This is a genomic window from Gillisia xinjiangensis, from assembly GCF_046298265.1.
Taxonomy (GTDB): domain Bacteria; phylum Bacteroidota; class Bacteroidia; order Flavobacteriales; family Flavobacteriaceae; genus Gillisia; species Gillisia xinjiangensis.
This window is the reverse complement of sequence record NZ_JBKAHK010000123.1, coordinates 1-523: the sequence shown is the minus strand read 5'-3', so window position 1 is coordinate 523 and position 523 is coordinate 1. Positions and strand designations below refer to the sequence as shown.

Annotated in this window: 1 protein-coding gene; it reads right to left on the bottom strand. The window is 69.2% G+C overall.

The features are described from left to right. The coding region (locus ACKGJN_RS16800; protein ID WP_409540717.1) for an ATP-binding cassette domain-containing protein at positions 1 to 523 on the bottom strand (523 nt) is incomplete at both ends.

The following is a 523-nucleotide window of genomic DNA, read 5'->3' as shown; positions in this document are numbered from 1 at the left end:
TGATTGCCGCCGTCGGCTCGTCCATCAGCACGATCTTCGGATCCGACAGGCGCGTGCGGGCGATCGCCACCGCTTGGCGCTGGCCGCCCGACATGCGCCGCACCAGGTCGCGCGGCCGGGTTTCCGACTTCAGTTCGGCGAACAGCTCGCCGGCGCGCTGGTACATCGCCTTGTAGTTCAACAGGTGGAAGGGGCCGATGGTCTTCGTCAGTTCGCGCCCCAGGTAGACGTTGGCGGGCGCCGTCAGGTTGTCGCACAGCGCCAGGTCCTGGTAGACGATCTCGATGCCGGCGGCGCGCGCATCGGCCGGCCCGTGGAAGGCGACGCCGCGCCCCTCGATCGCCATCTGGCCGCTGCTCGGCGGGAAGTTGCCGGCGATGATGCGCACCAGGGTGGACTTGCCGGCGCCGTTGTCGCCCATCAGGCCCACCACCTCGCCGGAGTGCAGGGCGAGGGAGATGTCGTTCAGCGCCCGGATGGCGCCGAAGTGCTTCGATACGGCGGACAGCGTCAGGGTGGTCAT